Genomic DNA, 26,575 nt, shown 5'->3' with positions numbered 1-26,575 from the left:
TTGAGCTTCTTGAATTGTCACTCTGAGCCTGTCGAAGGGACGTGCAGTATTTCAGCAAATCTTGATAACCAATTGGAGCGTGGCTTCGATAAGCTCAGCCTGACAGTCTTGTCGCCCTGAGCTTGTTGAAGGGAAGTCTCATCACTGAGCGAAGCCGAAGTGTGGTCACTGAGCGAAGCCGAAGTGAGCCCACTTATTCATCCCCAAAACCATTAATGCTGTCGTGTAAGCCTCTGATTTGAAGTGTAAAACATTCCTAACCACCGTTCCGCCTGAAAAGAAAACGCCACCATTCCAAGAGCCGTCCTCGTTTTGATGTTTTAGCAAATAGCTCATCGTAAGGTCAATTCGGCCTTTGGGTACTTCATAGCCAAGTTCCTTTAGGTTCAATAGACTTGTAAGTCCATAAACCGTCGATTGCAGAATATCTCTTTTGTTCACTTTTCTACGGCTCTCAAAATGTCCATCTGGGAATTGGGTATTGAGCAAATGAGACAGAATGGCTTTTCCATTTGCACTTATTTTATCTTTCCCAGCCACCATACTTCGGCTTACTGCATAATGAAAATGGTATTTATTGGGATAATACATGCCCGCTCTGCTCCATCGCCCACGATTTATCTGATAATTGATCAATTTTTCGGCACCTCTTCGGCCTTTTGAGTTTTCTAATTGTTGGGTTGAACCTAAGTAGGTTAGAATATTGGCATTCACCACTGCGTCTATATCGTTGGCTCCCCATGGAATATAAGGCACAAACGGCCTTGGATTCGCAATGCTTGATGGCAAATAAAATACCAAATTGTGCATGGCAGCTTTGAAAAAATTCCAGCGTTTAAATTCTCTTTCTTTTCCCTGCCAGGTCAAAAAAGCACTGGTTTCTCTTGGTATTTTTACCAAATAATTGTGCCAATGGTAGGCCTTTCGGTTGCTGTCTAAATATTTGTCAAAAGCATCATAACTAACATTTTGATGTTGATTTTCACCAAATATTTTAGAATAATAATAGAGAGACAAATTGCCCATGGAGGTGTCGTCATTGTCAAAAGCTACATTGGCGGCGTTGTTGATAAACCTCGTTTTGAGTTTATAATGGGTTGGCCTTCTCACTAAAAGACCTTCGGGATTATTGGTTTTTCTTGATAAATCTCTGTTTGGAGGCAGCAATTTCCAAAAATTAAAAAGCGAATCTTTTCTGTAGCTAAGTAGTTCAGGATAAGCATTTTTTAGCATGTTCTTGATTTCTACTTGCGAAGTATCTTGCAAATATGCTTCCGCCAAGGCATTAAAAACTCCAGTCATGTTGAAACAGTTGGAGTCTCGATATTTTTCGGATTTCCCGAGCAGCACAAAAGCATTGGTCATGTGCATGTAGGCGGGCCATTCTCCAGCAAAAGTTTTGTTTTCGGTTCTGGTTTTTATTTGTGAATTTTCAAGGTATCGCAGAGCTTTTTGTTTATGAGTTTCTATTTGTTCTAAAGAAATTTCTTGTCCACAAAGGCTTAGACTTAAAAAACTTAGGAAAACCATGAAGACTCTTTTCATAGCTTATTGTAGAGCGTCAGCTATCTTGCGGTCGTTGGCAAGTCTTGGCACTTTGTTTTGACCGCCCAGTTTCCCTATCGACCGCATATAATCTATGAATGCGTTGTTTTTTAAGGGTTTTATGACCAGTGGTCTAAGTATATTACCATCAATCAAATCTTGGTAATAAACATTCAATTCAACCATTTTCTGGTCCAAATCTCTTGCAAATTGTTCGGGATTGTAAGGAGGTCTCGCAAATTCCACCAACCATTCGTGATAAGGCAATCCTTCAGCTGGTGCAACCATCGGTGCAACGGTAAACTCTACAATTTCTACCTCTGGGTGAATATGGCAAGCATGTTTCATTGCTTTTTCTACTTCTTCGCCTATCACATGCTCGCCAAATGCCGATATAAAATGCTTTATTCTGCCCGAAACTACTATTCGGTGTGGATTCAAAGAAACAAATTTCACTGTATCTCCAATAGAATAGCCCCAAAGACCAGCATTACTATTGATCACCAATGCATAGTTTTTGTTTAATTCTACCTGCCCAATATGCAGTCGGGTTGGGTTTTCGTCGAAATATTCTTCGGCTGGTATAAACTCGAAGAAAATACCTGTATCGAGCAATAATAACATTCCAGGCTCTTTTTGGGAATCTTGATAAGCTATGAATCCCTCTGAGGCAGGATAAAGCTCTATTGAGTCTATCTTTTTGCCCAATGATTCGAAAAGCTTGGCTTTGTAAGGTTCAAAATTTACGCCGCCATAAATAAACAGCTCAAAATTCGGAAAAACGTCCTTGATTTTTTTGCCAGTACGCTCTTGTATTCTGTCAAAATACATTTGTACCCACGGCGGAATGCCCGAAATCAAACCCATGGGCTGATCAATAGTTTCGTCAATGATTTTGTCAAGCTTGGTTTCCCAGTCTTCTATACAATTGGTTTCATAGCTAGGCAGTTGGTTGGTTCTCAAATACCCTGGTACGTGGTGATTGGATATACCCGAAAGTCGGCCAGTTAAAATCCCCGCTTTTTTGTCTAATTCTGGGCTTCCAGACAGGAAAATGAGTTTTTTGTCTAAAAAATCAGCCTTACCTGTTTCATGAACATAAGCCAAAATGGCATTTTTGGCGGAGTTGATGTGGTTATGAATCGATTCTTTTGATATTGGAATGTACTTTACGCCTGAGGTTGTGCCAGAAGTTTTGGCCAAATAAAGCGGTTTGTCTTTCCACAGAATATCCGACTCTCCTTTTACAACTCGTTCTATATAAGGTTTTAGGTCTTCGTAGTCTCTAACGGGTACTTTCTTTTTGAAGTCTTCGTAAGTTTTTACTTCACCAAAGCCATGGTCCTTCCCAAAAGCCGTGTATTGGGCTTCAGTTACCAGTTTTTGCATCCAGTTGGTTTGCGTTTTCTCTGGATTCGCTAACCATTTTTTGGTTTGATACGCCGCCAAAGCAGCCAGGGGTTTACTAAAAAAAGACCGAATTCCCATAGATAGTTATTTGATACAAAACTAAGTATTTTGAACTGATTTTTTCGGCTTTTATTGTCAAATTCTAATTAAATGCAATAACAAGAGTGCTTGGAGAATAGTATGAATTTGGTCATATATTTTAAGTTCTTAAATCCATAAAGATTGTCCAATTTAATAGATTATTATATTCAAATTCAATTTAAAGTTCTCAAAATCAATCCAATAATACAAATTCTCCCTTTTTTTATAAACAATGTAGTTTGTCATAGTATATTATTGCTATTAGAAATAAATTTGTAAAAAAAAGTATTCTCATGGCAGAAACATTTAATTTATTAGAGTACGGTATAAACCCCAAAGAAGTTATCAGAAATGCGGCACCTGCAAAATTGTATGCCTTGGCCATAAAATACGAGCTTGAGGCTGAGATTACGAGCTCGGGTGCTTTATCCTTGAAGTCGGGTTCTAAAACAGGTCGTAGTCCTAAAGATAAACGTATCATTGAACGTCCTGAAAGTGTGAATGACATTTGGTGGGGCAACGTGAATATTAAAATGGATGAACACACTTTTGATATCAATCGGCAGCGGGCCATCGATTATTTCAATACCAGAACCAGAATTTATGTAATGGATGGTTTTGCGGGCTGGGATCCTAAATATCAGATAAAAGTACGTGTGATTTGCACTCGTCCTTATCACGCACTTTTTATGCACAATATGCTCATCAGACCTACACAGGAGCAATTGGCCACTTTTGGAAAGCCCGACTACGTGATTTATAATGGCGGCGAGTTTCCAGCCAATACCTTTACCTCGCACATGAATTCCCGCACCAGTGTCGATTTGTGTTTTGAGCGAAAAGAGTTTGTAATTCTCGGTACTGAATATGCCGGAGAAATGAAAAAGGGCGTATTTACAGTTATGAACTATATTATGCCCAAGAAAGGTATTATGAGCATGCATTGCTCGGCAAATATGGGTGCTGATAATGCCGATGTTTCGCTTTTCTTTGGACTTAGCGGTACGGGAAAAACTACACTCTCTGCCGATCCTGACCGAAAACTGATTGGAGATGATGAGCATTGTTGGTCTGACGACGGCGTGTTTAACATCGAGGGCGGTTGCTATGCCAAAGCCATTGACCTCTCGGCAGAAAAAGAGCCTGAGATTTTCAATGCCATCAAGTTTGGGACAGTTTTAGAAAATGTGGTACTCAATCCGGTAACTTCCGAAGTGGATTATACCGATGCCAGTATTACCGAAAACACACGAGCTGCATATCCTATCGAGTACATTCCGAACGCTCAGATTCCATGTATTGGTGGACATCCGAATCATATAATTTTCTTGACGGCAGACGCTTATGGTGTGTTGCCGCCTGTGTCAAAACTGAGTCCGGAACAGAGTATGTACCATTTTATAAGTGGTTATACGGCCAAAGTGGCGGGTACTGAAATGGGTGTAACTGAGCCTCAGGCGACGTTTTCGGCTTGTTTTGGTGCGGCATTTATGGTTTGGCATCCAAGCAAATATGCGGAGCTTTTAGCCGAAAAAATCAAAAAACACGATACCAAAGTTTGGTTGGTGAATACGGGTTGGATTGGTGGGGCTTATGGAGTAGGAAGTAGGATAAAACTAAAATATACGCGTGCCATCATCCATGCCATTCATAGTGGAGCTTTGGAAAATGTGGAAACGAAAAAGGACGAACGATTTGGATTTGAAATACCAACTTCTTGTCCAGAAGTACCTTCTGAGCTGCTGATTCCATCAAATACTTGGGCTGATAAGGCTGCTTACGAAGCTCAAGCCAAGCATTTGGCAGGCTTATTTGTTGAAAACTTCAAGAAATTTGAAGAAGGAAGTTCGGAGGCAATTATTGCAGCTGGGCCGAAAGTTTGATGTTTATATCGAACAGATAACACTGAATTTCACGAAAAATTTTTTCGGAGTAATATTTCTGTGTGATTCAGTGTAGTTCCGTGCGACAAATTATAAATTAGATATTCATTCCGTTCCCAACCACCTGAAAGCATTGATAATCATTTGATTCTGTGTTTCGTTCTGAAACTGAAATGACAGTTCTTTGTTGGTTTTGTTTTCGTAGTCTATGTCGTTGTGGCCCATGTTTACGTAGAGCATTTTGTATTTGGTGTTGGTCCAGACTACCGGATAGTCGCCGCTGTGCCATATTTCGTGTGCTTTGGGACCAGTGCCGAGCGGAAAACTGCTTGGGTCTATAGAAAGTAGCACTTTTATGTCCTTGTTTTTTCGCAAATCGTGCTGCCATCTGTACCATTCGTTGGGGGAAGACTTGAAGGTTTCGGGCAAGTCTTTGGCTATGGGGTGTTTTCGGTCTTCTATTTTCAGAATGGCCGAAGTGGGTCGCCAAGTGTTGCTTTTGTATTGGCCTGAACCTAGGAAATCGTTGTGATACCAGTCCCAATCTTGGTTAAACTTGGAGTTGTTGAGTGCAAAACCCGCAAAATGAAAGCCCAACCAAGCACCGCCATTTTCCATATATTTTTGAAAAGCCTTTCTCTGATTCGCATCTTCTGGGCGTGTGTCTAAAAATATAACGAGCTGATATTTAGCCAGAAACTCGTCATTCAAGTTAGCCCAATTGTCGGTAGAATCATAAGTGAAGTTATTCTTTGCCGCCACCTCAGGAAACCACTGATTGGCCTCATGCACAAAACTGATATGTGCCTGATCGTTTTTGGCCGTATAAAAAGCTATCGCTTTGAAGGGTTTGGGTTTTTGGGCAGTGGTGGCGTAAAAATTAAGTAACAATAAGAGAAAAGTGACAAGTATTTTCATCGTATTGGTTTTATAATAAGGCATTTAGAGGTAAATTTATTATAAATTTATAGGTATTAAAGTCTTTAGTTTGGAGGATTGTTTTCAGATTGAGTAACATAAGTAAACCCAGGACCCCAATTGCTTTTTGCCAACTCCAAATGTCTGGATTTGATATTATGCATATGATAAGTATTTTTTTTCGCTAAATCATTTATGAACGCTTCATAATTTTCTTCTAAATTTTTCCATTCTTTTTCTAGTCGGTTTTTATGTCCGTAAACACTTTCATACTGATGTGGCAGAGGAGGCATTTTGGTTATACTCATATTTGTGGCGTTTAATTGCTTTGTTTGCTCTTGAAACTTTCTTTCAAATTCAATATTTGTTTTTAAGTCATCTAAAACTCCTGAAAGCCAGTTTACTCTATCTTTTAGGTCAATTAAATCCAAGTCTCTTGAGTCAATAAATATTGACCTGATTTGGTATTCTGATTTAGAAAAACGATAATAAAACTCAAGTAGTTTACTTGAGCTTAGGATTAGTAAATCAGTCTTATTAGTATCAGCTTTATGATAATTGTCTAAAATTTTCAAATCAGTCTTTTTTAAAAATTCCGAGATCTTCTTGATTTTAATAAAAACGATTTTCTGTAACGTACGTTCATTATTTACATTTTCAAGAAATATTTCAACGTTATCAACTATTCTAAAGAGTGTATTATAAAAATCGGAAATTGTGGTTTTTGATATTTTAAAGATATTCCTTTCGTAAAACAGGTTTTGTATGATGTTTTGGAGAGTTACTTCCTGATTAACATTAAAATTAGTATTTGATTTTTGTTGAAGAATTTCCAATTCATTTATTGAAAGCTTAAGGTCACTTATTACTTCTTCAAAAATTAATCTTTCTTCTCGTTCAACTTTTTCCTTTTCAAACTGCTCTTGAATTAAATTATTAGCCTTAATTTGTTCCCTGAGAGCCAAATACACTAAAATTGAACTGATTAAGCCTATAAAAGGCCCTAAAATTCCGCCTAGAGCATCACCAATCTCATTGGCAGCATTAACTTCTAAGGAGTATCCAAGGGTGCATTGAGTAACTAAATATGGTAATCCTAAAATTCCCGCCAAAGCAGCTATTCCAAGCCAAAAGGCTCTTTTATCCATCCTTTTCAATGAAACCTCAGACCTTTTTTTCTTATTTTCCATAATGCCAAATTAAACAAAAAATTCACCAAAGCCAATTATACCTCAATTCCTCCTAGCAGCATTCACCCTAGGCAACACCGGCAAACTTTCATGTCCCTTTACACCCACAGCTTGTACCGCAAATATGTAATTGTCTTTGGAGTAGGGTAGTTTGAGTTCGAGGTTTTCGGTGTAAAATTTCTTTTGCCAAAACGACTGGTGTGTTTCACGTATCAATACATAGTATCCTGCTGCTTTGCCTTGTTTCGGGGCTGACCAATGCAGGTTGGTGGCATTTCCGAGACCTTGAACGTCTATCATTACGTCTTCGGGTACGGCAGGAGCGGAGGCCAAATTGGCCAAGGTTGCCAAGTTTACGGCCACATTTTTTCTCAAATATTCAAAGTCCATAAATTTGGCTAAGTCGCCATATTCTACACCGTTTTCTGTTCTGAGGTCTTGGTGTTGGTGCAGGAAATTCTCGTTCATTTCTGACATTCTCACGGCCGCAAAACCTTCGGTTACAAAAGGCGTATGGTCGCCACCACGAAGAAATCTGTCGTTTCTGTAAATCATCACCACTTCGAGGTTGTCCACATATCGCTCGCCGATTTCTTTCACATATCTGGCCACTTGGCGAGAATATCCGTCGTTTTCATAGCCAAATTGTCTGATAGCACCCACTTTTTTGTCGGTTTCGAAAGCTGGAATTCCCTCGCTGAACACACGTACCCGTGTATTGTCTATGATATTCGTTTCGTTGGAATTGTTGCTGCCCATGATGTCGTTGTTGAGCAAAGCCACCAAGTTCCAGTTTTCGGACTTGGCTTTTTTGGCCAAATAATTTGCTCCCAAAAGGCCTTGTTCTTCACCACTAAAAACCGTAAAAATCACCGTGGCTGGAAATTTTGAAGCGGCTAAAACTCGTGCCAATTCTATAACGGCCACAGTGCCGCTTCCGTCGTCGTTGGCTCCCGGAGCCTCGGATGTACGATTCATTACATCTGTTACCCGGCTGTCTATGTGCCCACTCACCATAAATATTCGGTTATCGGTTTGGTCGGTGCCTTTCATTACGGCCATCACGTTTTCCATTTCTACTTTGGCATCTATGCGTCGACCGTCTGGTTCAAGTGTCCATTTGTCGAGATAAGCCGTCATTCGCCCATCAGATTTTTTCGAGAATTCGAGAAATTTTTCCAAGACCCATTTTCTCGAGGCACCAATACCCGTTTTCGGGTCTGTGGTATTGCTGAGGGTACTTCTGGTGCCAAAGTTCACAAGTTTGCTTACATATTTGCTGAGCGTATCGCTCGATATCTGGGTGATAAATGCCGAAATGACAGGGTCTCTTTTCACGATTTCTTGTGCAGAAATGGACGCGGAAAACGTAATGGCAATCAGAACAGAGCCAATTAGGGTTTTTAGATTTTTCACTGGTTTTTTGGTTAATGTTAAAGCTAAAATAGCTTAAAAAATCAAAAAACCGTTGAAGAAGTAGACCTTTGTGGTTTTCTGGTAGATGCGGCGGTGCCTAGACTAAAGTCAGGAGTTATTTCTTCGCCTTCTCGAAACAGGAACAACCGTTCCGTTGGAAAGTAAAACTTCGGCTGGATAAATAGCCACCACATGCTCCATGTTTACCATATAGGTGCGGTGTACCCGCCTGAAATTGTGATTTTGGAGCAAATGCTCGTATTTTTTGAGTGTGTAGGAGCAAATTTTGCTTTTACTATTGAGCATATTAAACTCAGTGTAGTTTACGTGCGACTTTAGAAACAGGATAAGGCTTGTGTCTATCTGCGATTTTGTGTCTAGATTTATAAGCATCGGGCTCGGAAGTTTTCAGACCACCAAGTAACGGTTTTATCTGATACCCCGCTTCTGTTTTTTTGTAAAACCGCCTATTTTTTTTGTGAAATCGATTGGGTAGAAAAAATATTGATATTTAGTCACTTGGGTGGATATTTGTCTTTATTTTAGCACAGAATAATCATTTTATGAGGGTCTTTTTTTTAATCCTGTTCCTACTGTTTGCCAAGTTTTCTTTTTCCCAAACCAAGCTTACTATGGAGGAGGAGAAGAAGCAATTGGCCTATAAAATACTAACTGAGGCCATTGCCAACAACGACTCCCTAAAAATGGCCGATGGATATTATGAAATGGGCAAGTATGAGTCGGGGATTGGGAATTTTATATCGGGGAATGTCTGGTATCGAAAATCATTACCTCTCTATAAAAGACAGAATAGATATTTTGAATATGGAAGGATTTACCAAAGAATAGCCGAAAATGAAGCTTCCAGAAAGGATTACTTGCAAGTTAAAATCTACTCTGATAGTGCGGTTGCTATTTTCAAGAAATATGATTTGGCCAAAGGATTAATTTCAAATTATCTGTTTACTTGTGATTTCAACTATAAAATTCTTAGAAAAGCACCTTCGGAAGTTCTCCGAAATTTTGACGAAATGTTGGTATACGCAAAAAAACATGATTTAGAAGTGGAGCATACATTTTTACATCAAATGAGAGGTCATATTCTAAGTGATTCAGACCCTGTCGCAGCCCTTAAGTCGTTGGAACTTTCGAAAATTTATATGAAAAAATACGGTTTTGAGAGATTGTATACAGGTTTAAACGCTGTTATGGCCTTGTGTTATGCTCGGTTGGGGCAACCTGCCAAAGCAAGGGAATTGTTGGAAAGCAACGTTCCGCTTGAGCTCAATTCGAAAAAAGATCGATTTCTATCCTATAGAGTGCAGAGGAATTTGGCTGAAATTGAAATATATAAAGCAGAAAAAAACTGGGAGAAGGCTTATGAGAAACAAGCTGAATACACGGAATTGCAGAATGAGATTCATATTTCGGAAGAAAGCAAGTTAACATCAATTGAAAATTCGCTTGATATTTCGGCACTAAGCAAAAGCCAAGAGAGAGAGCTTCTACTGCAATCACAAATCTTGCAGGACAACAAAAAGCTGCTTATTGTTTTGATATTTGCTGGGGCCATGTTTCTGATTTTGGGAGTTTTACTATTTTTTCAGAATAGCAAAAACCAGAGTTTAGCAAGAAAATACCTCCATCTAAGCCAGAAAAACGAACTTCTGATAAAAGAACAAAGTCACCGGGTTAAGAACAATCTACAACTGATTTCGAGTTTGATTGGCCTACAAAGAAATAGGTTGAAGGATGCCAAAGTAAAGGATTCATTGGAAGAAATGCAGGGTAGGATAGATGTGATGAGCGTGTTGCAGCAATTATTTTATGAATCTACCGATTCTAAAGATATTCGAATCGGCGATTATTTTGAGCAAATTCTGAACAAAACAGAAATTATTTTTGATAAACACATCAGCAGAAAATTGTCGGTCGATAGGTCGCACCTAGACCCTGACTTGGCCATTCATTTGGGAATTGTTTTCAATGAGTTGCTCACCAATAGCTTTAAATATGCCTTCGGATTTGATAATCCTCAACCCGCCATGGAGCTTGTATTTTTTGTAAAAAACGGCGAGCTGAATTTTGAATACAAAGACAACGGACAAAACCCCGATTTACTAATTTTTGAAAGGGACTTTTACACCACATCAAGGTCCTTTGGGCTAAGTTTGATACGGCTAAAGTCTATTGAGCTGGGCGGTGAATACAGTTTTGAGTATGCAGATGGATTGAGGTTTAAACTTAAATGCTCCTACAATGAAAGCAAAGGTGTTAATAGTTGAAGATGAGCTTATTACGGCCATGGAATTTAAGGAGGCCTTGGTTGAGGCCAACTTTGAAGTGCCGGTTCTGGCCGATAGACTATCAAAAGCTCATGCTGCTTTCGAAGCCATAGTGTTTGATTTAATTTTGCTAGATATTACACTCAAATATGACGAACTCAACGGGCTCGATTTTGCCGAAATGGTAAGGAAAACTTCGAGTGTTCCCATTATGTTCATCACCGGCGATACGAATGAGACCATGCTCAAAAAAATTAATTCCCTGGGCAACTGCAATTATATGATGAAAGCAGTGCGGACACCCGAGCTTATTTTTAAGTCTAAACTGATGATTGGAAACAAGGAGACCGCTCGTTCAGAAAAGCCATCTGGTCAGGATTTCGTCTTGCTCCCTATCAATAAATCACACCAAAAAATAAAGAAAGCAGACATCGTGGCTATCAAAGGAAATGGGTCATATACAGATATTTATATAGCTACTGAAACACACTATCACACCTTGTCCATGAACATGAAAAAACTCTTGGAAGGTTTGGATTATCCCGATTTTTTTCGGCTTAATCGTTCCAATATCATCAATGTCAACTTTATAGAGAGGATAGAAAAAGACCAGCTTTACCTAAATAGTCATAATCTTAAATTCACTTTGGCCAAAGGCATTAAAAAGGAAATTTTAGAACTTTTGCCAAATGTAAAGACCTGAAAATTAGCATTTTTTGTTTTTGAAGATTGGTTTAGATATTTTATTCTCAATTCTTATCAACGTCGAAGATTAAATTATTCATTTGGTTTAGAATCTACGTCTGAATCACACCCACATTGTAACGTTCGGTTATGGGAGCGTGGTTGGCGGCTTCTATGCCCATGCTTATGATATTTCTGGTTTCGGCCGGGTCAATTACTCCGTCGACCCATAGTCGTGCAGCTGCATAATAGGGGCTAAGTTGCTGATTGTATTGGGCTAAAATTTTGTCGAGCAATTCTTTTTTGGTTTCTGGATTAATTTCTACTCCTTTTGCTTTTAGGGCAGCTTCCTGAATTTGCAGTAAAGTATTACCAGCCGCATTTCCACTCATTACAGCCATTTGTGCTGTAGGCCAAGCATATATCAGCCGTGGATCGTATGCTTTTCCACACATGGCATAATTGCCTGCACCATACGAGTTGCCCACAATAAAAGTAAATTTAGGAACCACCGAATTTGCCATGGCATTTACCATTTTAGCTCCATCTTTTATGATTCCTCCTTGTTCTGATCGACTTCCAACCATAAAGCCCGTCACATCTTGAAAAAACACCAAAGGAATTTTTTGTTGATTACAATTCATTATAAATCTAGCAGCTTTATCGGCGGAATCGCTGTATATCACCCCGCCCATCTGCAATTCTGGTTTTCCACCAGGCTTTTTGGCTTTCACCATTTCACGTTGATTGGCTACTATGCCTACTGCCCAACCATCAATTCTTGCCAAGCCACAAATTATCGTTTTGCCATAATCTTTTTTGTAAGGCTCAAAAGTGCCATTATCGACAATTGATTCTATAATCGGGTGAAAATCGTATGGTTTGGTTCGGTCCAATGGTAATATTTCATGAATTTTTTCAGATGGAAATTGAGGTAAAACAGTTGCTTTTCTATCAAATCCGGCTTTGGTTTCATGTCCCATTTTGTCCATCACATTTTTTATGGCATCCAAACAGGCCTCATCATTGGGATATTTATTGTCTGTCACCCCCGAGATTTCACTGTGTGTAGATGCCCCACCTAGGGTTTCAGCGTCCACATCTTCGCCTATGGAGGATTTTACGAGGTACGGGCCAGCCAAAAATACAGAACCAGTGCCTTCTACAATAAATGCATAGTCAGACATAATCGGCAAATAGGCACCTCCAGCTACGCAGCTTCCCATTATGGCTGCTATCTGCGGAATTCCCATCGATGACATCCTCGCATTGTTCCTAAATATTCTTCCAAAGTGCTCTTTGTCAGGAAAAATATCTTCTTGCATAGGCAAATAAACACCCGCAGAATCCACCAAATAGATAATCGGCAGTCGATTTTCCATTGCAACTTCCTGAGCTCTGAGGTTTTTTTTACCAGAAATAGGAAACCAAGCCCCAGCTTTTACAGTAGCATCGTTCGAAACCACCACACAAAGTCTTCCTTTTACATAACCCATCACACATGCGGCTCCGCCGTTCGGGCATCCACCGTCCTCCATGTACATTCCTTCACCCGCAAACATCCCAATTTCAAGGTATGGTGCATCAACATCTAGTAAATAAAAAATCCTTTCCCAAGCTGTAAGTTTCCCTTTTTCTTTGTGCTTTTTGATTTTACTTAGTCCACCACCCAGTTTTAGAGCCTCTCTTTTCTTTTTTAATTCTTCTAGTAAAACTTTCATAATAATATTTTCTAAAGTGATGAGGTGACCATTATAATTTCAAAATTCAGATTTATTTAAACGCATCATATCTCTCTTTGCCTGAGGATATTGGCTTAATCTGATAAAAATATATCAAAGGTATTTGAAATAGAAACCAATAATTCGCAAATATGAGTATAATTGTGATATTTAGAGAAAAAATTGTGATATTTGTTTAAGTAATTATTAGCAAAGCAACCTTTTATCAACAATTATATGTTTAATTTCCACGACATGGCCATCATCAGGCAAAGTGCCAGAGATTTTGCCGAAACTCATATAAGACCCATGATAATGCAATGGGATGAAGAGCAAATTTTTCCAGTTGAGTTGTTTAAAAAACTTGGAGAACAAGGTTTTATGGGCATTTTGGTCCCAGAAAAATACAATGGTTCTGGTTTAACTTACCAAGAATACATCACCATTCTCGATGAAATATCCAAAGTATGTGGTTCGATTGGTTTATCATTGGCCGCTCACAACTCACTTTGCACCAACCACATATTGAGCTTTGCAAATGAAACACAGAAAGAAAAGTACCTGCCAAAACTCGCTACCGGTGAATGGATTGGAGCTTGGGGGCTGACAGAAACAGGCTCAGGGTCTGATGCTGGCGGATTGACAACTGTGGCCAAAAAAGAAGGTGATTATTATGTTTTAAATGGCTCGAAAAACTTCATTACACATGCCATCAGCTCGAATGTGGCCGTGGTTATAGCTAGAACGGGAGAAAAAGGGGATAGTCATGGAATGACCGCCTTTATCATTGAAAAAGACACAGAGGGTTTTTCTGCCGGGAAAAAAGAAAACAAGCTGGGCATGCGGGCTTCCGAAACTGCCTGTTTATTCTTTGACAATTGTCGCATTCATAAAGATCAGGTAATTGGTAACGAAGGCGATGGATTTGTTCAAGCTCTAAAACTTTTGGATGGAGGGAGGATTTCCATAGCAGCACTTTCGCTGGGGATAGCTCGTGGGGCTTATGAGTGTGCCTTAAAATATGCCAACGAAAGAGAACAATTTAATCAAAAAATATTTGATTTTCAGTCGGTTGGCTTTAAATTAGCTGAAATGGCCACTAAAGTTGAGGCCTCGGAATTGCTCACACGTCAGGCTGGCGTGATGAAAGACCGAGGAGAAAAAGTTACGAAAATGAGTGCGATGGCAAAACTTTTCGCCTCAGAGACTGCTGTTGAAGTTTCAAACGAAAGTGTTCAAATATTTGGAGGATATGGATTTACAAAGGATTTTCCAGCTGAAAAATTCTTTCGGGACGCCAAATTGTGTACAATTGGTGAAGGAACGTCGAGTATTCAGAAAATGGTGATTTCAAGAGAAATAAAGAAAGATGCCTAAAAAAAGTGAAGAAATAATATTGGTGGATTGCCCCAGAGATGCTATTCAGGGCATTTCGCGTCCTATTTCAGCCCAGAAAAAAGCGGATCATATCAATAAACTTCTGGAAAGTGAAGCTTTTGATTGGATAGATTTTGGGAGTTTTGTCTCGCCTAAGGCTGTTCCGCAAATGTCGGATACGGCAGAAGTTTTGAAGCTTTTGGATTTTAAAAACAAAAAAACGAAGCTTCTTGCTATAGTAGTAAACGAAAAAGGAGCAGAAACGGCATCACTATTCCCTGAAGTTACCTATTTGGGATACCCTTTTTCTATTTCTGAGAGTTTCCAAAAAAGAAATACCAATGCGGGCATTGAAGAATCATTTATTCGATTGAAAAACATCAATGAAATAGCAAAAAATGCTGGTAAAGAAGTGGTTGTGTACATATCCATGGCCTTCGGAAATCCTTACGGAGATGTTTGGAGCCAAGAGTTAGTTGTAGAGTGGATTGGAAAAATCACGGCTTTGGGCATTAAAGAGTTTTCGTTGGCAGATACTACTGCGGAGGCAGAAATATTGGATATCACAACTTTGTTCAAGAAATGTATTCATGAGTTTCCAGAGCTTAGAATTGGTTCACATTTTCATTCAAAAAAGGAAGATAGTTTAGTAAAAATAAAAGCGGCTTACGCAGCGGGCTGTAGAAAATTCGATGGGGCTTTGATGGGCTATGGCGGGTGTCCATTTGCAAAAGACGATTTGGTAGGAAACATTCCTTCGGAAGAGTTATTAGATTTTTTTGAAAGAAAAACAGATATTTTAGCTCTAAAAAACAGCTTTATGCATCTCATATCATGACCTATAATTTCATAAAAACCAAAACCGAAAAACATGTCTTTACCTTAACTTTGGCAAGGCCAGAGAAAAGAAACACATTTACACCAACGATGGTCAATGAGGTAAATCATGCTTTGGAATTTGCCAATTCCGAAAAAGAAATTCGGCTGGTGGTCATCAATGCCGAAGAGCCAGTTTTCTGTGCTGGCATGGATCTCAAGACTTTTGAAAACCCTGAATTAGACCATAAAAATCCTGAAATTGAAAACCAGGATATCTCTTTGGCCAAGGCCATTTCGCAGTTGAATAAACCAAGCATAGCCATAGTGGAAGGTGATGTGATGGCAGGAGGTTTTTTGATAATTTTGGAATGTACCTACGTTTTTGCAAAAAAAGACATTAAGTTTTCTCTTCCAGAAGTAAAAAGAGGTATTTTCCCCTTCCAAGTACTTGGTTCTTTGTTAAAAATAATGCCACAAAATAAGGCAATGGATTTATGCATTTCGGCAAAGACTTTTGATACGGAGGAGGCAAAAAAGCTGGGAATAGTTTATGATTTTTATTCGAAAGAAAACTTTGAAAGTCTACAATCCACCATACTGTCAAATGCTCCATTGGCTATAACAAAGGGATTTGAAGCTCTGAAAAAATTACAAGAGCTTCAAGAAAAGGAGAAACTTAACTATCTGTTAGAAACACTAGCCGAACTAAAAACTTCAAAAGATGCCCAAGAAGGGATAGCCGCTTTTTTCGAAAAAAGGCCTCCGATTTGGCAAAATGAGTGATCCAAGATTGTCTTTGGGACTGATATGTAAGTAAACCGAATTTGTGAAACAATAGATAACAAAAAAAGCAACCATTTCTGATTGCTTTTTTTAAAATGCTCCCGAAGCTGGGCTCGAATCGATACGTCGAACCGCAGCGACCCAACTGATTTCCAGTCAAAAAAGACATAAAAAAAGCAACCATTTCTGATTGCTTTTCTTTAAATGCTCCCGAAGCTGGAGGAAAAAGAAACATTATAAAGTACTGAAAATTAGATAGATATGGTGAATGCAAAATGATGTGTTCCGAAAAATGTATCAAAATAAAATGTGAGATAAAAATCTATTCATACTTTAAATGCCTTTATTTCAATAATTTAATGGTGGTAATTATATAAAAATTAATACCTATTTATTTTTCCTCCACTTGCAGTATAGACCCCCGAATTTGTTCTAGCATTTGGGTCTTTAATAAATAAATTTCTATCAAATTTATTTATATCTGATTTAGCATCCAGTTTGATAAATTTATTGTAGTCCATTAGTTTCTTAAACTTCCCTTTTGTCAGTATATTTATTTCTCTAGCTTTATCATCCCAATCGTCTTCACCATAATAAAATACAAAAACACCTTTATTAAGCGAATTAGCACTTTGTGGTTCAATTTCAGAAATAGAACTGAAAAAAGTATCAAAATGAGAATGGTCTGTTTCCCCTATTGAATGACCGAAAAAGACCACATTCATACTTTCCTTAAATTTATTATTTATATTGATGTTTTGAAATTTAATATTTTGAAATTTAACCAAAAAAGGAAAATCTAAAGCTTTATCAAAACTCTCATCAACTCCAATTACAATATTGTCGTCTTTTAGACTACCGTGGACATAGTGTAGCCTTTTGTCAATTTCTGCTCTTTCAACTTTTAAAATTTTTTCCAGAATATATTCAACTGATTTGGTGTAATTAAAATTTAAAATTTCGTATGATTTAGTCCAAACAATTTCTTCTAGAACTCTGTAAGATTTGGTTTCTTGAATTTTTGATATTGGAATTTCTTCTATTGAATTATCAACATCATCTAGATATTCCTTAATAAGTTGAACCAATTCTATAAACTCAGGTTTTTGAAAATGATGATATCTAGCAACAAATTTTTTTAATTCCTTTTCTACGTCTATCCAATTTTGAAATAATCGGGCCTCTTTTAAATGAGGAAAAATACTTGCCCCACTAGAAGAATTTCCTTTCTCCATAATTTTATTGGATTTTCTCATAAAATCTGAGAAACTAGTTTCTAATTCTAACCCAATATCAAAACCATTACCAATTACAAGTGTAACCTCATTTTTCATTTTTTATCCCTTTTTTCAATAGCAACCTTATTACTTTCAGGTACCTTTTCATCATAAAACTCACTAATTAAATTCATATGGGTTATTTGGTTTTCACAAATTATATTAATAAAAGTAAATAAACTTAATACAGTTTTTATGTCATCTTTTAGGTCAATTTGGCCTGGATGAACAGCCTTGTTTCCAATAACTCTAATACTATCTAAAGCTTTTTGAATTTTTAAAGGCAGACCATTGGCAACCAAAAGGCCAATATTTGTATTTAAATCATCGTTTTCTTTTCCTAATATTTTACACAATTTTTCAATCGCTAATCGAAGCAGTGCTGCTGCACCTCTAGGTGAATCATTACAAATTCTCCTAGCTTCTTCGAAATCAGATTTTACTATATCAGGCATGTCTGAGTTTGGTAAAGGGGCGATGATTTCATATGGGTAAACCAATTTTCCATCATGCCAAATAGAAAAATCCTCGCAAGAATTGCATTTTGCAAACCAAAATTCTTCGAAAACTTCTGGTGGAACTTGATATGTACGCAAAATTACGTCATGCCAAATTTGATTGGAAAAAGCCAAGCAATTAGGGCAATCAAATGCATTTAATTTAAATTGTGGAATTCTTTCTGTTTTCATGATTTACCTTGTAAAATATTAATAGTCCTTTCTTGCATTTCAATCATTTTCATTTTGTCTTCAATTGTCTTCTCTTTTTCTTGAATTATTAAATCCTTATGGGCTAACTTTTCAGAAATTGACTCTTCCAACTGTTTGATTTTTTCAACTAATACTTTGTTTTTAGCTTTTAAAATATCGATTTCACTATTATACTTTCTGTAATCGTCGGTACTAGATTCATCATATTCCTCAATTTGTTTCTTTAAATTTTCAATTGTTTTTTCAAGTTTTTGCGAGTACTTAAAGTAATACTCCACATCCTCTTTGAAATCAATAGGATTCTCTTTATTATAATTCAAAATTGCTTCAACAGACATTTCAAAAATATCTGCAATATTCTCTAATCGCTCTATTGTGAGTTGAGTTTGGCCTCTTTCAAGTCTAGTATAATTACCTTGGGTCATACTCAATTTCTCAGCAATCTCTTCCTGAGTTATTCCCTTAGCCGTTCTAATGGCCTTGATAATAGTATATAATTTGTTCATAACACAAAGATACAATACGTTTAAAACTAATAAAAGAGTAAAATAAAACTAATAAATATTTGCAATTAATACTTTTAGTAATAATTTTGTGCATCAAATACATAAAAAAAATATGCATATTATGAATACAATTGGAAAGGAAATAGAAATGAGATTTGGGAGGATTAAGCCAAACATTCCTCAAAATATCTACAACGATACTTTAATGATACCAAAGAAAACTTTTGGTAAGTACATTAGGAATGAATCACAACCACGATTAGATGAACTGGAAAGAATAGCCAAATGGCTCAACAAAAACCCGAAAGACTTATTCTAAAAAAATGCCCTTTCAACTTGCAATTGAAAGGGCTAAAATTCAATGTTTTCAAACGACAAAAACAAAAAACTATGACAAAAGTAAAAAGAAAATTTGAAATGCCTAACGATTTAGAATCGTTAAGGAATTCACTTTCAGAAAGTAAGACTACTAGAGTTCCAAAACTTGGTGTTTCATTTTCAGAAAGATTTGATAAAACCCAAAAGAATCAATCTGTTATTTATTTAACAGTTACATATCTTGGTAGAGCCTACAAAAAGAGTTTGGCAATAAGGTGTAAAACGGGTTCATTAAACCGAAAAACCTTTGAAATCAAAAACGAGGAATCTAAATCACAGCTACTAAAAGCGATTGAAAGCAAGATTCAAGAACTTGCAACAAATCTAAGGATTACTGGAAAGCGAATTGAGCCACAAAGGTTAATAGAGAGCGTTTTAACTAAAAACAATATCATCAATCAAACACCATCTTTTAATGATATTTGTTACATAATATCAGAAGAGGTAAAACAATCTTATCTACATAAGGATCTTTCAAAGAAGTCATTTCAAAGGTATTTAATAAATATAGAGCGAATAACTGATTTTTTTGAATTCTACTTCAACAAAAGCCGAATTGAGTTAGACGAAATCAATAGCCATTCAATTGAAAGGCTTATTTTTTATTTAAAAAAAGAAAAAGACTTTCAGCCTGAAACAATAAGAAAGGTTCTTCAAATAGGGAATAGGGCTTACAGAATAGCCCAAATGAATAAGTATTATGAATACAATCCATTTATAAATATTAGACTTGATAGGTCTAAATCTACTTTACAAAACCACTTAACTAAAGATGAAATCCAAAAGATTTATAAACTGGAATTAAACAATAAAATATATTCTGATATCAGAGATTTTTTTGTTTTTCAATGTTACTCTAGTTTGGCATATACTGACCTTAAAAACCTCAAACATGAGCATTTGGTAGAGGTTGAGGGTAAAAAAACAATAAGAAAAGCAAGGGAAAAGACTACCAATTTTCAAACTATTCATTTGTATCCTATTGCAATTGAAATTTTAGAAAAGCATTTCAATCCAAAATCAAAATTTTGTTTCAAAGTTTATTCAAATACCCACCACAATAGGGTATTAAAGGAAATTGCTCAAATAGCGAACATAAATAAGCCAATCAGTACGCACTGGGGGCGAAAAAGCTTTTCCCAAATGATGGTAAGAAATGGATTGAGCAAAGAAAGCTTACAAGGAGTTTTGGGCCATAGTTCTATGAAAACTACTGAAAAACACTATGCTAATATTTCCACCGAAAGAACACTTATAGAAATGGAATCTTTAACAATTAAAATTATATAATTATGCAATTAAGCGAAGAGAAGCAAGCCGCAATTTTGGAAGTTTTTGGAGGATTTTTGGGTGAAGACATAGTGAGAGGGGCAAATGGAGAAGCTTTACATTTTCATATTTTAAAGAAGCTAGATTTTGCAATTCTTACACTGGTTGAATCAACTGATGCAGATATACAAGCAGCTGGGTTAAAGACATCGTTAACACATCTTTTGGCTGTTAGGAATACTCTTTTTTATGGCAATCCTTTTGTTGACTTAGATTTATATCAAAAGTAATCAGTATGCTATGAGTGAAGAAAAGAATAAAGAGAAGTCTAAAATAGAAAGGCTTGAATACTATCTAAATTCAAAGTATGATTTAAGAATCAATGAAATTACCAATGAATTAGAGGGTAAATTAAAGAAAGAACTGGAGTTTAAATCTATCAATATGAGCGATTTAAATTATGAATTGATGCACGTTGGTTTCACTCGATTTAAGGAAGAAATGAACGTTTTGATTAACTCTTCTAAAATTGAAAGATTCGACCCATTCAAGGCATATTTCAAGCAATTAAAGCCATTTGACCCAATCATTGAACCTGATTACATTTTAGAACTCACCAAGTTTATTGAAACCGATGAACAACATTGGTTTGAAAGAATATTTAAGAAATTTTTGGTTCAAATGGTCGGTCAAGGCATAGGAGAAATAGATTTCAACAAACATTGTTTGACATTTGTTGGAAAACAACATGATGGAAAAACTACCTTTTTAGAATGGCTCGTTCCTCCAAAACTGAAAACTTACCTCAAAAAAGGTTTTGATTTCGGTGGCAGAAAGGAAGCGAAATTTTCATTAGTTCAAAACTTCCTCATAAATCTTGATGAACTAGCAAGCTTTGATAAAAAAGAACTCAATAATGAGTTTAAAAGCGTCTTGTCTGAAAGCTTAGTCAAGTTTAGACCTCTTTATTCCAATCAAGAAGTTTCCTTCAGAAGGAGGGCTTCATTTGTGGCCAGTACAAACCAAATGGAATTTTTAACCGATGAAACTGGGAATGTTAGGTGGTTGGTTTTTCAAATCATAAAAATAAACCACGACAACGGCGGAAAAGATGGGTACAACAAAAGTACTTACATTGAAAATATTTGGAGACAAGCCTATTTTTTATTCAATAACAAATTTGAATTCATTCTTACCAAAGAAGATGTGGCAAAACAAGAAATGCACAATAGAAAATACATAAAAACAACCGATGAAATGGAGTATATAAGAAAGTATTTCGAAGCATCGGAAGAAACAGACCCCAAAGCTGATTTTATGACAACTGGTCAAATTACTGACTGGCTTATAAGAGCAGGTTTATTGCGAACAAATAGAAACTTTGTAGGTAAAGCTTTAAAAACTGAGGGTTTTATTATTTCGAGTAAATACAATGCTGAAAGGAAATTTTCGGAAAAAGGCTATTATATAATTATCAAAGCTATTTCTAATAATTAGTTACTCGTTACTCGAAAAGTATATAAAGTATTATAAATCAATATTTTGTAACACATAAAAACGAGTAACTAAAAATGAATCTCAATTACTCGTTACTCGAAAAAACAGAAAAGTAGTTACTCGATTACTCGATTTATTTAATTGTTTATCAGGTATTTAAGCCAAAGAGTAACGAGTAACAATGTTTTGAAAACTGTTTTAAACCGCTAAAAGAAAAGGAATGAAGGACTTTAAAAAAATACCAATTGTGGCTTACTTAGAATCACTCGGAATTCATCCAGTAAATAAAGTTGGTAACCAATTTTTGTATTATTCACCATTATCTAATGAGAATACACCTTCATTTTTTGTGGAACTTACCAAGAATGTGTTTTTTGACTGGTCTAATGGCTTAAATGGTGATATTATAGACCTCATAAGAGAAAAAGAAAAACTAAGCTTCAAACAAGCTTTAAATAAACTTTCAGAATTCAACGAAACCCATTCTTTTTCTTTTAGCGGTTTTAAGCCTATTAGCACTCCAAAGAATCAAATCATTATCCTTGAGGTAAAGGAAATTCAAAATTCCAATCTATTCCAATACATTAATTCTAGGTGCATTGATATGGATTTAGCAAAACAGTATTTGAAAGAAGTTCACTATGTGACCAATGAAAGAAAATATTATGCATTAGGATTCAAAAATGATTCAGGAGGTTTTGAATTAAGAAATGGTTTAGGTTTTAAAGGCAAAACTAAAAACGCAATTACAACCATTGAAAACTACTCAAAGAACCTTTCATTATTTGAAGGCTTTTTTGATTTCCTTTCTGCTTTACAGTTTTACAACTTGAATAAACCTCACAATAGTACTATAATACTTAATACAACTAACAATTTGCCATCAATTAAAGAGACTGTAAAAAACTACAATCAAATATTTGCATATCTAGACAACGACAAATCGGGTTTAGTTACTATAAATAAGCTACTTACGTATAATGAAAATACTAAAAACAAGTCTCTAGAAATGTATCCAAATCATAAAGATTTCAATCATTTTTTAGTCTCAAACGGTATCAAATAAGCAATTCGCTTTTTGACCAAAAAATGACCAAAAATTGACCAAATATTTACCGATTATTAACCGAATTAGTAACTAAATTAAATTAATGCGAAATGAAAAAAGAATGTAAAAACTGCAAAAAAACTTTCGTACCTGAAAGAGCAAATCAAATCTATTGTTCGAATTCTTGTAAACAAAAAGCTTTTAAGGAAAGGAAAATTAAGAACCAAAATAATTCAGAGGAGATTATAAAAATGGTATTTAGTATTTCGGATTTTGAATATTGTCAAGATTTGGTTTGTGGCAGAATATACAACGACAATGACTTTGACCTAGACCCAATTATGTATTTTTATCTTATTCAAACTTATAAGGAAGCCGACATTAAAAAGAAGGGAGATTATATTTTGTCAATGTGTCACCATGGAAGAAGTAATTTTGCAAGATTTAGGAAAATGAATGAATTTATTGAATTTGAAAAGAAGTATTTGAATGGTTCATTTGATATAGTTTGAGTATGTTAAGATACCAAAATGGAGACAAAAAAATACCATTTTGGTATCATAATTATAGCATTTGAATAGAGAATTTGTATTAAAAATGCATCAAAAATGTATCACCAAGTGACTTGAAAATATCAAAAAGCTATAAATTTATATCAAAAAACCATTTGAAATGCTAAGTAGTTTACTCATTGATATATCTCGCAATAAAAAGAGTAATTGAAGTCAAAATTCTATTTTTAAAGCTCTTCTTTTTGAGGCTAGATGGTTTTTCTTCCAGACCATTATTTTTTAAACTCTTTATTTTAATAAATCTATCTTTAATACTTTGCACTTGCTCTTTTGTAAAAAGCGTATTTGTTGCGTTAGGTTTAATTTTCTTTTTTAAAATCAAAAATTCATCTAATAGATTTAAATAAGAGTTCAAATAAATCAATTGGGATAAATCTTCAAGTTTTTCAGTTTCTATTTTTTTGAAAGAATTACGATTAAAAAGGTTGATTATTGCTCTACACCTAATTTCAATTTCCTTTAAAATACTTTTGTCATGCTCAATGTCTTGCATAACATTTTTCAGTAAATTTTTAATATCATTTATAATCTTAATAATTGGTCGAATTTGTATTCCATAACTTTTTAATAATTTAGGATTATAAATTATTAAATCAGTTACCAGATTAAAAGAGTTTTCATTTTGAAATGATTGAAAGAAATCAGTCTCTCTCAAATAATCATCTTCATCGTAATAATCACTATATGAGAAAGGGTGGTAATTTTCAATACTGCTCAAAATCTTATCTAATTGCTCCAAGTAAACATTTTTAATGACTTTTTCAACTTTTTCAGAGCTTTTAGTATTTATTTGGTCTCCAAGGATTTTGTTAGCTTTAATTTGCTCTCTCAATGCTAAGTAAATTAAAATGGCACTCATATAACCAACAAATGGGGAAAGGACACCACCTATTGAATCTCCAATTTCATTAGCTTTTGAAACACCCAAATTCCATTTTTCACTATTAATTTGAGTTACCACCAACGGCAAAGAAAACATTCCAATTAATCCTAATGACAATACTGTTATTGCAATCCAATCTGTTTTAGTTAATTCAGCATACCATCTATTTTTCTTCACAATTAATTGTTTTTTTTCAATCAAAAATACACAAAAAACCCACCCTTCAAAACTTTGAAAGGTGGGTTAATCATTTTGTAAATTTAACTTGCTTATTTTCAGTTATTTACTGTAAAACACTCCGTTAGCTGTGCAAATAAATACCTAAATAATTATGCCTTTAATAACAGTTTTAGTACATCCAAATATTGGAAATCTATTTGTTTAATACCCTTTTCCGACATTACGAGATTATATAGTTTCCTGAAATTTAAATGCAAGTCATAAATTTCATTTGACATTTCAATATATTCTTCAATTTCAGAATTAAATATTTCATCTGGAGGAATTAAAATAGGAATTTTTGTGAATCTAAAATAAAAAATCTTTATATATGATTTACTTAAATCTGGATGGTCAAGAAAAAAACTCAGTAATTGGTTAATATCAGTCAAAATATTAATAAACTCCCTTTCTTTGAATTTAGCTTTCTTTTCTTTACGATAACTTTTATAATCAGAATTTGAAGAATATGAAAATTCTAAAAAATTAGCTATTGCTCTACTTCCAGTTTCACCGTTAATACTAAAAGGATTTTTAAAAGAAAATTCAATCAGTGATGTAATAAGTAGATTTAATATATGGTAAGTTTTTTCAAACAATAATTCTTCATTTTTTGATTTCTCTTGAGCATAAAATTGGTTTTGAATTAATTCATTAGCTTTAATTTGTTCGTTTAACGCTAAATAAACCAAAATTGCCCCTAAAAAATTAATAAATGGGGCAGTAATTCCTCCTATTGTATCGCCAATTACACCAGTATTTGCATCAAAGGCCAATGATTCACATCCTCTTATTGAGAAAATTATTGGCATTATCATGATAACTAAAAATAAACCTAAAAATATGGTTAGTATTTTAGGCCTAATCCCAATATTTAGTCTTAATCCCTCATAAAACTCAATAAGTCTTAGTCTTATTTTGGATCAATCCAAAAAGTTGGGGGGAGGTTAAGCATATATTTTCTGTAATCTAAATAGGAAAAAACTTATGTCTCTTACTCCTCTGAATTGGCTTCTTAGTGCTTTTACTTTTGCGTTAAAAGACTCTGCTGAAGCATTTGTACTTCTATTGTCGAAATAATTTAGGATATATTCATAATTGTTCTGAATAGTTCTAGCGATGGTATTGAAGGTTTTCACCTCAAACTTTTCTACTGAATTATACCATAAGGCCAGTTTTTTAAAAGCTACTAATCTATTCTTTGACTGGTGGAAAATATTGGATAGTTCCATGCTGAGGTCGTATGCCTGCTTTAAGTCAGGATATAGTCTAAATAAAACCTCAGACCTATGTACTTGAGAAGCAGACCATTTACTTTCTCTTTGATGCAAAAGAAATCTACTTCTGATTAATAGTTGTTTTAAGGTATCACCGTTTTCTAAAACTTCTGGAACGTACCTCTTCTTCAGTTCTTTAGCATATTCTATTTCTTTATTTTCTTGATCTATTGCCGCCCAACGATGTTTGATTCTGATTTCTTGTACTGCATCACTGGCTAGCTTTTGGACATGAAACCTATCTGAAACCAGCTTAGCCTTAGGAAAGCTACGTTTAGCAATTCGCTCCATGGTTGGAGCAAGGTCCAATGTTATTTCCTTCACCTTTTTCCTCTTTGACTCTGGAATTTTGTGTAGAACCTCAATGACTGTATCACTGACAGTACCTTTGACCATCGCAATTAAAGCTCCTTTTTTGCCTTTTGCAGCCTTGTTGGTCAATATGGTATATAAATCACCATTTGAAAGACAGGTCTCATCCAGAGATAGATTTTCGCCAATATTTTCGGGATAAAGTATCCATTGTTGGGCATGTTCAAGCTGTTTCCAAGATGTATATCCACTCAGGTGGGCTGCATATTGTTCTTGCAAGCGTTTGCCGTCTAATTGAAACAATTCACCTATAACTTTGCAGCTAATTGGCGTATTATCCAAGAGCTCCTTTTAAAAAAGCCGCAAATTCCGATGTCATTCGCGTTCCTGAGGCTACTAAATTCCAGTTTCTATAGACTATTTTTCCACTATCATGATTGAGCCATTTACGTCGCTTGATTTTTAGAAAACAAGCCTTGCCACGAAGTGGGAAATCCCTAACTGTTTCTTCCTCA

25 protein-coding genes and 1 pseudogene are annotated in these 26,575 nt (G+C 35.5%); 12 read left to right on the top strand and 14 right to left on the bottom strand.

Annotated elements, in window-relative coordinates:
* Positions 1 to 165: 165 nt before the first annotated feature.
* Together EGI26_RS11065 and EGI26_RS11060 are read right to left on the bottom strand one after the other, a co-directional pair.
* On the bottom strand, positions 166 to 1,545 hold the full coding sequence (locus EGI26_RS11065; RefSeq protein ID WP_255078329.1) for a hypothetical protein: 1,380 nt from the start codon (positions 1,543 to 1,545) through the stop codon (positions 166 to 168).
* A 3-nt stretch (positions 1,546 to 1,548) separates the two neighbouring features.
* A complete protein-coding gene (locus EGI26_RS11060) occupies positions 1,549 to 3,033 on the bottom strand; it encodes a GH3 auxin-responsive promoter family protein (protein WP_255078328.1) in 1,485 nt (494 codons plus the stop codon).
* A gap of 296 nt (positions 3,034 to 3,329) precedes the next feature.
* On the opposite strand from EGI26_RS11060, the gene pckA reads away from it, so the two are divergent.
* Positions 3,330 to 4,919 (top strand): phosphoenolpyruvate carboxykinase (ATP), encoded by a 1,590-nt coding sequence (pckA, locus tag EGI26_RS11055; protein ID WP_255078327.1) that lies wholly within the window; start codon positions 3,330 to 3,332, stop codon positions 4,917 to 4,919.
* 105 nt (positions 4,920 to 5,024) lie between these two features.
* On the opposite strand, the gene EGI26_RS11050 is transcribed toward pckA, so the two are convergent.
* The 4 genes from EGI26_RS11050 to EGI26_RS11035 form a co-directional block, all read right to left on the bottom strand.
* Positions 5,025 to 5,837, bottom strand: a complete 813-nt coding sequence (locus EGI26_RS11050) for a ThuA domain-containing protein (protein ID WP_255078325.1) — start codon at positions 5,835 to 5,837, stop codon at positions 5,025 to 5,027.
* A 65-nt stretch (positions 5,838 to 5,902) separates the two neighbouring features.
* Positions 5,903 to 7,027, bottom strand: coding sequence for a hypothetical protein (locus EGI26_RS11045; RefSeq protein WP_255078323.1), 1,125 nt, complete (start codon positions 7,025 to 7,027; stop codon positions 5,903 to 5,905).
* Between the two features lie 42 nt (positions 7,028 to 7,069).
* Positions 7,070 to 8,443: a M28 family peptidase gene (locus EGI26_RS11040; RefSeq protein ID WP_409035362.1), complete on the bottom strand. Its 1,374-nt coding sequence runs from the start codon at positions 8,441 to 8,443 to the stop codon at positions 7,070 to 7,072.
* A 108-nt stretch (positions 8,444 to 8,551) separates the two neighbouring features.
* Positions 8,552 to 8,836: a LytTR family DNA-binding domain-containing protein gene (locus tag EGI26_RS11035; protein WP_255078322.1), complete on the bottom strand. Its 285-nt coding sequence runs from the start codon at positions 8,834 to 8,836 to the stop codon at positions 8,552 to 8,554.
* 239 nt (positions 8,837 to 9,075) lie between these two features.
* Here EGI26_RS11035 and EGI26_RS11030 point away from each other — a divergent pair, with 239 nt between their 5' ends.
* Positions 9,076 to 10,728 (top strand): sensor histidine kinase, encoded by a 1,653-nt coding sequence (locus tag EGI26_RS11030; RefSeq protein WP_255078321.1) that lies wholly within the window; start codon positions 9,076 to 9,078, stop codon positions 10,726 to 10,728.
* On the top strand, positions 10,703 to 11,431 hold the full coding sequence (locus tag EGI26_RS11025) for a LytTR family DNA-binding domain-containing protein (RefSeq protein ID WP_255078320.1): 729 nt from the start codon (positions 10,703 to 10,705) through the stop codon (positions 11,429 to 11,431). Before EGI26_RS11030 ends, EGI26_RS11025 begins: the two co-directional genes overlap by 26 nt.
* 94 nt (positions 11,432 to 11,525) lie before the next feature.
* Here the strand turns inward: EGI26_RS11025 and EGI26_RS11020 are convergent, their stop codons facing one another.
* A complete protein-coding gene (locus EGI26_RS11020) occupies positions 11,526 to 13,133 on the bottom strand; it encodes an acyl-CoA carboxylase subunit beta (RefSeq protein WP_255078319.1) in 1,608 nt (535 codons plus the stop codon).
* Between the two features lie 237 nt (positions 13,134 to 13,370).
* Here EGI26_RS11020 and EGI26_RS11015 point away from each other — a divergent pair, with 237 nt between their 5' ends.
* The 3 genes from EGI26_RS11015 to EGI26_RS11005 are packed head-to-tail and all read left to right on the top strand — an operon-like array spanning position 13,371 to position 16,112.
* Positions 13,371 to 14,510: an acyl-CoA dehydrogenase family protein gene (locus EGI26_RS11015; protein ID WP_255078317.1), complete on the top strand. Its 1,140-nt coding sequence runs from the start codon at positions 13,371 to 13,373 to the stop codon at positions 14,508 to 14,510.
* Entirely contained in the window at positions 14,503 to 15,348 is an 846-nt protein-coding gene (locus EGI26_RS11010; RefSeq protein WP_255078316.1) for a hydroxymethylglutaryl-CoA lyase, read from the top strand. Before EGI26_RS11015 ends, EGI26_RS11010 begins: the two co-directional genes overlap by 8 nt.
* Positions 15,345 to 16,112 carry an enoyl-CoA hydratase/isomerase family protein gene (locus EGI26_RS11005; RefSeq protein ID WP_255078314.1) on the top strand — a complete coding sequence of 256 codons (768 nt, stop codon included), beginning with the start codon at positions 15,345 to 15,347 and terminating at the stop codon, positions 16,110 to 16,112. The genes EGI26_RS11010 and EGI26_RS11005 overlap by 4 nt, the downstream gene beginning before the upstream one ends.
* Before the next feature lie 380 nt (positions 16,113 to 16,492).
* Here the strand turns inward: EGI26_RS11005 and EGI26_RS11000 are convergent, their stop codons facing one another.
* The 3 genes from EGI26_RS11000 to EGI26_RS10990 are packed head-to-tail and all read right to left on the bottom strand — an operon-like array spanning position 16,493 to position 18,605.
* Entirely contained in the window at positions 16,493 to 17,446 is a 954-nt protein-coding gene (locus EGI26_RS11000) for an AbiH family protein (RefSeq protein ID WP_255078313.1), read from the bottom strand.
* Positions 17,443 to 18,078, bottom strand: coding sequence for a DUF4145 domain-containing protein (locus tag EGI26_RS10995; protein WP_255078312.1), 636 nt, complete (start codon positions 18,076 to 18,078; stop codon positions 17,443 to 17,445). The genes EGI26_RS11000 and EGI26_RS10995 overlap by 4 nt, the downstream gene beginning before the upstream one ends.
* Positions 18,075 to 18,605 carry a helix-turn-helix domain-containing protein gene (locus EGI26_RS10990; RefSeq protein WP_255078311.1) on the bottom strand — a complete coding sequence of 177 codons (531 nt, stop codon included), beginning with the start codon at positions 18,603 to 18,605 and terminating at the stop codon, positions 18,075 to 18,077. Before EGI26_RS10990 ends, EGI26_RS10995 begins: the two co-directional genes overlap by 4 nt.
* 121 nt (positions 18,606 to 18,726) lie before the next feature.
* On the opposite strand from EGI26_RS10990, the gene EGI26_RS10985 reads away from it, so the two are divergent.
* The 6 genes from EGI26_RS10985 (at position 18,727) to EGI26_RS10960 (ending at position 23,309) form a co-directional block, all read left to right on the top strand.
* Positions 18,727 to 18,924: a hypothetical protein gene (locus tag EGI26_RS10985; RefSeq protein WP_255078309.1), complete on the top strand. Its 198-nt coding sequence runs from the start codon at positions 18,727 to 18,729 to the stop codon at positions 18,922 to 18,924.
* A gap of 71 nt (positions 18,925 to 18,995) precedes the next feature.
* Positions 18,996 to 20,273 carry a site-specific integrase gene (locus EGI26_RS10980; protein WP_255078308.1) on the top strand — a complete coding sequence of 426 codons (1,278 nt, stop codon included), beginning with the start codon at positions 18,996 to 18,998 and terminating at the stop codon, positions 20,271 to 20,273.
* A gap of 2 nt (positions 20,274 to 20,275) precedes the next feature.
* Complete coding sequence (locus EGI26_RS10975; RefSeq protein WP_255078307.1) at positions 20,276 to 20,542, top strand: hypothetical protein; 267 nt, start codon at positions 20,276 to 20,278, stop codon at positions 20,540 to 20,542.
* A gap of 10 nt (positions 20,543 to 20,552) precedes the next feature.
* Positions 20,553 to 21,749 (top strand): VapE domain-containing protein, encoded by a 1,197-nt coding sequence (locus tag EGI26_RS10970; protein ID WP_255078306.1) that lies wholly within the window; start codon positions 20,553 to 20,555, stop codon positions 21,747 to 21,749.
* 220 nt (positions 21,750 to 21,969) lie between these two features.
* A complete protein-coding gene (locus EGI26_RS10965) occupies positions 21,970 to 22,815 on the top strand; it encodes a toprim domain-containing protein (protein ID WP_255078305.1) in 846 nt (281 codons plus the stop codon).
* 92 nt (positions 22,816 to 22,907) lie between these two features.
* Positions 22,908 to 23,309 carry a hypothetical protein gene (locus EGI26_RS10960; protein ID WP_255078304.1) on the top strand — a complete coding sequence of 134 codons (402 nt, stop codon included), beginning with the start codon at positions 22,908 to 22,910 and terminating at the stop codon, positions 23,307 to 23,309.
* Between the two features lie 172 nt (positions 23,310 to 23,481).
* On the opposite strand, the gene EGI26_RS10955 is transcribed toward EGI26_RS10960, so the two are convergent.
* The 4 genes and pseudogenes from EGI26_RS10955 to EGI26_RS10940 form a co-directional block, all read right to left on the bottom strand.
* Positions 23,482 to 24,429, bottom strand: coding sequence for a hypothetical protein (locus EGI26_RS10955; protein WP_255078302.1), 948 nt, complete (start codon positions 24,427 to 24,429; stop codon positions 23,482 to 23,484).
* Between the two features lie 152 nt (positions 24,430 to 24,581).
* Positions 24,582 to 25,283, bottom strand: coding sequence for a hypothetical protein (locus EGI26_RS10950; protein WP_255078301.1), 702 nt, complete (start codon positions 25,281 to 25,283; stop codon positions 24,582 to 24,584).
* 135 nt (positions 25,284 to 25,418) lie between these two features.
* A complete protein-coding gene (locus tag EGI26_RS10945; RefSeq protein ID WP_255077348.1) occupies positions 25,419 to 26,339 on the bottom strand; it encodes a transposase in 921 nt (306 codons plus the stop codon).
* 55 nt (positions 26,340 to 26,394) lie between these two features.
* Positions 26,395 to 26,575: pseudogene (locus EGI26_RS10940) on the bottom strand (transposase); the annotation flags it as partial.

The organism is Lacihabitans sp. CCS-44 (genome assembly GCF_024343735.1).
Taxonomy (GTDB): domain Bacteria; phylum Bacteroidota; class Bacteroidia; order Cytophagales; family Spirosomataceae; genus Leadbetterella.
Note: the sequence above shows the minus strand (reverse complement) of the source record. Positions and strands in the feature narration are given on the sequence as shown.

Bases quoted from the DNA above. Each gene is read 5' to 3' on its own strand.
- EGI26_RS11065 (WP_255078329.1), bottom strand. From the start codon at position 1,545: ATGAAAAGAGTCTTCATGGTTTTCCTAAGTTTTTTAAGTCTAAGCCTT.
- EGI26_RS11060 (WP_255078328.1), bottom strand. From the start codon at position 3,033: ATGGGAATTCGGTCTTTTTTTAGTAAACCCCTGGCTGCTTTGGCGGCG.
- pckA (WP_255078327.1), top strand. From the start codon at position 3,330: ATGGCAGAAACATTTAATTTATTAGAGTACGGTATAAACCCCAAAGAA.
- EGI26_RS11050 (WP_255078325.1), bottom strand. From the start codon at position 5,837: ATGAAAATACTTGTCACTTTTCTCTTATTGTTACTTAATTTTTACGCC.
- EGI26_RS11045 (WP_255078323.1), bottom strand. From the start codon at position 7,027: ATGGAAAATAAGAAAAAAAGGTCTGAGGTTTCATTGAAAAGGATGGAT.
- EGI26_RS11035 (WP_255078322.1), bottom strand. From the start codon at position 8,836: ATGCTTATAAATCTAGACACAAAATCGCAGATAGACACAAGCCTTATC.
- EGI26_RS11030 (WP_255078321.1), top strand. From the start codon at position 9,076: ATGGAGGAGGAGAAGAAGCAATTGGCCTATAAAATACTAACTGAGGCC.
- EGI26_RS11025 (WP_255078320.1), top strand. From the start codon at position 10,703: ATGAAAGCAAAGGTGTTAATAGTTGAAGATGAGCTTATTACGGCCATG.
- EGI26_RS11020 (WP_255078319.1), bottom strand. From the start codon at position 13,133: ATGAAAGTTTTACTAGAAGAATTAAAAAAGAAAAGAGAGGCTCTAAAA.
- EGI26_RS11015 (WP_255078317.1), top strand. From the start codon at position 13,371: ATGTTTAATTTCCACGACATGGCCATCATCAGGCAAAGTGCCAGAGAT.
- EGI26_RS11010 (WP_255078316.1), top strand. From the start codon at position 14,503: ATGCCTAAAAAAAGTGAAGAAATAATATTGGTGGATTGCCCCAGAGAT.
- EGI26_RS11005 (WP_255078314.1), top strand. From the start codon at position 15,345: ATGACCTATAATTTCATAAAAACCAAAACCGAAAAACATGTCTTTACC.
- EGI26_RS11000 (WP_255078313.1), bottom strand. From the start codon at position 17,446: ATGAAAAATGAGGTTACACTTGTAATTGGTAATGGTTTTGATATTGGG.
- EGI26_RS10995 (WP_255078312.1), bottom strand. From the start codon at position 18,078: ATGAAAACAGAAAGAATTCCACAATTTAAATTAAATGCATTTGATTGC.
- EGI26_RS10990 (WP_255078311.1), bottom strand. From the start codon at position 18,605: ATGAACAAATTATATACTATTATCAAGGCCATTAGAACGGCTAAGGGA.
- EGI26_RS10985 (WP_255078309.1), top strand. From the start codon at position 18,727: ATGAATACAATTGGAAAGGAAATAGAAATGAGATTTGGGAGGATTAAG.
- EGI26_RS10980 (WP_255078308.1), top strand. From the start codon at position 18,996: ATGACAAAAGTAAAAAGAAAATTTGAAATGCCTAACGATTTAGAATCG.
- EGI26_RS10975 (WP_255078307.1), top strand. From the start codon at position 20,276: ATGCAATTAAGCGAAGAGAAGCAAGCCGCAATTTTGGAAGTTTTTGGA.
- EGI26_RS10970 (WP_255078306.1), top strand. From the start codon at position 20,553: ATGAGTGAAGAAAAGAATAAAGAGAAGTCTAAAATAGAAAGGCTTGAA.
- EGI26_RS10965 (WP_255078305.1), top strand. From the start codon at position 21,970: ATGAAGGACTTTAAAAAAATACCAATTGTGGCTTACTTAGAATCACTC.
- EGI26_RS10960 (WP_255078304.1), top strand. From the start codon at position 22,908: ATGAAAAAAGAATGTAAAAACTGCAAAAAAACTTTCGTACCTGAAAGA.
- EGI26_RS10950 (WP_255078301.1), bottom strand. From the start codon at position 25,283: ATGCCAATAATTTTCTCAATAAGAGGATGTGAATCATTGGCCTTTGAT.